General features: G+C 49.0%; 2 protein-coding genes and 1 pseudogene. All 3 read right to left on the bottom strand.

All coding sequences use genetic code 11. The features are described from left to right. Positions 1-201 precede the first annotated feature (201 nt). Positions 202-462: a biofilm/acid-resistance regulator YmgB/AriR gene (locus tag RTY00_RS23495; protein ID WP_312666569.1), complete on the bottom strand. Its 261-nt coding sequence runs from the start codon at positions 460-462 to the stop codon at positions 202-204. A 444-nt stretch (positions 463-906) separates the two neighbouring features. Next, the gene (gene celB, locus RTY00_RS23490) at positions 907-2,256 is read right to left on the bottom strand and encodes a PTS cellobiose transporter subunit IIC (protein ID WP_312666568.1); all 1,350 of its coding nucleotides are present in this window, start codon (positions 2,254-2,256) and stop codon (positions 907-909) included. A gap of 31 nt (positions 2,257-2,287) precedes the next feature. Beyond that, positions 2,288-2,425: pseudogene (locus RTY00_RS23485) on the bottom strand (6-phospho-beta-glucosidase); the annotation flags it as partial.

Genomic DNA, 2,425 nt, shown 5'->3' with positions numbered 1-2,425 from the left:
GGCCAGAAACTCACTTTTGCTGAAAAATTGCTGTAATTCATAAAATATCACTTATTAATGGATTTATCTGTGTGCCAGATTATTCTGGTCGGTCCAGTCATTATAACGCATTTGGCATGGCAGTAGACTGTCAGATAAATCCTGAACTTTTGAAATTGAAAACCATTTTAAAACCGATAATCCTATTTATGGGGGCTTTTCTTAACCTAAAAACCCGTCATCATCCGGCGTCTTTCCCAGCACGATTTGCAGCGTATTTCGCAGGCAATCCTGGAATGCAGCATCATTGGTGGTCTCAAGCTCTGCCAGAAGATAGGCGATAATACTCTTATTTGTAACGGTTTTTTTGTCCGCGATGATTGCGGTGATGATTGAGCCCAGTATTTCGGCCTCAGATTTTTGCTGCACAGCGTCACAATTAAAATAGGCTATAAAGTTGGTGCTAATATTGATTTTTTGCATGCATTTCCCCTGGCAACGGTAGTGCCAATATTATATTTAGTAATAAATGTTTTAATGGAATGGTCTAAAAAGAGAGACCACTAAAGATCTAACTAAATTGCTTGAATTTGATGTATGGGGAATAGTATTTATTTTAGAGAGTATATCTATCAAGAGAGCCTGCTGAGGTTAATGTTTGAAAGCGCGGGTTTTAGAGGGGAGAGTTGTCTCATCTCCGCTTGGCGACAAAAGTATACAAAGCTGTAATCCGTGTACAGAATTTTCTTGTGATAAAAACGCTTTTAATTTAGAGAGTTGAAATAACATCAGCGATAACAGTCAGTTGAGTGATAGTTAGAGCTCAAAGAAAATTGTAAATTAGTCCTGCCCGGTGACTAATGTGCAATTATGGATACGATTTTTCAGGATGCAGAAGCGCACATTTATGCGCTTCTGCCTATTTATTCAAGGCGTTACCGCTTCGCTAACCACTTGTGCTTGCTGCAGGCTCGCCTCTTCCTCGCGGAACTTCAGTCGATCCCAGACGCGGAAAAACGGATAGTAAATCACCAGAGAAATCGTCAGATTTACCACCTGCAATACGGTGCCAGAAATGTGCCCGCCGGTTGCCAGATAACCGCTAACGAAAATAGGTGTCGTAAATGGCAGCGCAATCCCTGCTGGCGGCGCCACTAAACCGGTGCTCATTGCCGCCCACGACACAATCACCAACACCACCGGCGTCAGGATGAAAGGCAGGAACAGATACGGGTTCATCACCAGCGGGATGCCGAACACCAGTGGTTCGCTGATGTTAAACAGCGCCGCCGGAGCGGCAATTTTGCCGAGCTGTTTCATTTGACGACTGCGTGAGCGGATCAGCATAAAGATCACCAATCCCAGCAGCGCGCCGGTGCCGCCCGGCGCAATCCATAAATCGTAAAACTGCTGGGTAAAGATGTGCGGGATCGGTTGGTTATGCTGGAACGCCTCAAGGTTTTCACTCATATTCGATAGCCAAACCGGCTGAATAAACACCAGCACAATCGCATCGCCGTGCAGCCCAAGCGTCCAGAGAATACCAATCAGCAGCACCGAGAAAATCATGCCGGGCAGCGTGCCGCCGACGTGATGCATCGGCAGACCAATGACGGTAGCAATCAGGTTATTGATATCGCCGAACGGTGAGGCTTCAACTGCCAGACGAAGCATCAACACCACCGCTAGCACACAGAAACCGGGTATCAGCGCGAGGAAAGATTTCGCCACTGCGGGCGGCACGCCTTCTGGCATCTTGATCACCAGATTACGGTTGTGCACAAAGCGATAAATCTCAGTGGAAAGCAGCGCAATCACAATAGCCACGAACAAACCCTGACTGCCAATCAGCGAAATCGGCAATACGCCGGTGACCAACTGCGTCGGCGCGCCTTCCACCGGGGCAAACAGCGTCTGTTGTGGAATGGTCATCACAAATGCCACTAACGCCATCGCGCCGCTGGTGAGCGGATCGAGCGTGCGATACTTCTCCGCCAAACGGTAGGCAATACCGAAGCTGGAGATCAACGCCATGATGTCGTAGGTGGCGCGCACCGGATAAAGCAGTTTGTTGCGCCACGTGTCGCCAAACAGATCCGCCATCAAATGGCCCCACGCCGGAATCGGCAGATAGGCGAAGATCAGGAAGAAGCTGCCAATCAGCATAAAAGGCATGTTGAGAATGATGCCGTCACGCACGGAGAGCACATGCTTCTGACCGGCGATTTTCAGTGCGACGGGCAAGACATAACGGTCTATAAAAGTACGATTAGACATAAGTGTTCCTCTGGCTCGGTGGCGCAACGGATTATGGCGTGGCGAACTGCGGCAGCCACGGCTTATTAAGGTTCAGCACTTCTTCCAGCAATGCTTCGGCGGTTGCGACATCACCGACTAACGGATTGCCGAGCAGCGCCAGCAGCGCCTGCTGACGATCGCCGTGCAC

It is taken from the genome of Pantoea sp. CTOTU49201 (assembly GCF_032054795.1).
GTDB classification, from domain to species: domain Bacteria; phylum Pseudomonadota; class Gammaproteobacteria; order Enterobacterales; family Enterobacteriaceae; genus Pantoea; species Pantoea symbiotica.
Note: the sequence above shows the minus strand (reverse complement) of the source record. Positions and strands in the feature narration are given on the sequence as shown.

Bases quoted from the DNA above. Each gene is read 5' to 3' on its own strand.
- RTY00_RS23495 (WP_312666569.1), bottom strand. From the start codon at position 462: ATGCAAAAAATCAATATTAGCACCAACTTTATAGCCTATTTTAATTGT.
- celB (WP_312666568.1), bottom strand. From the start codon at position 2,256: ATGTCTAATCGTACTTTTATAGACCGTTATGTCTTGCCCGTCGCACTG.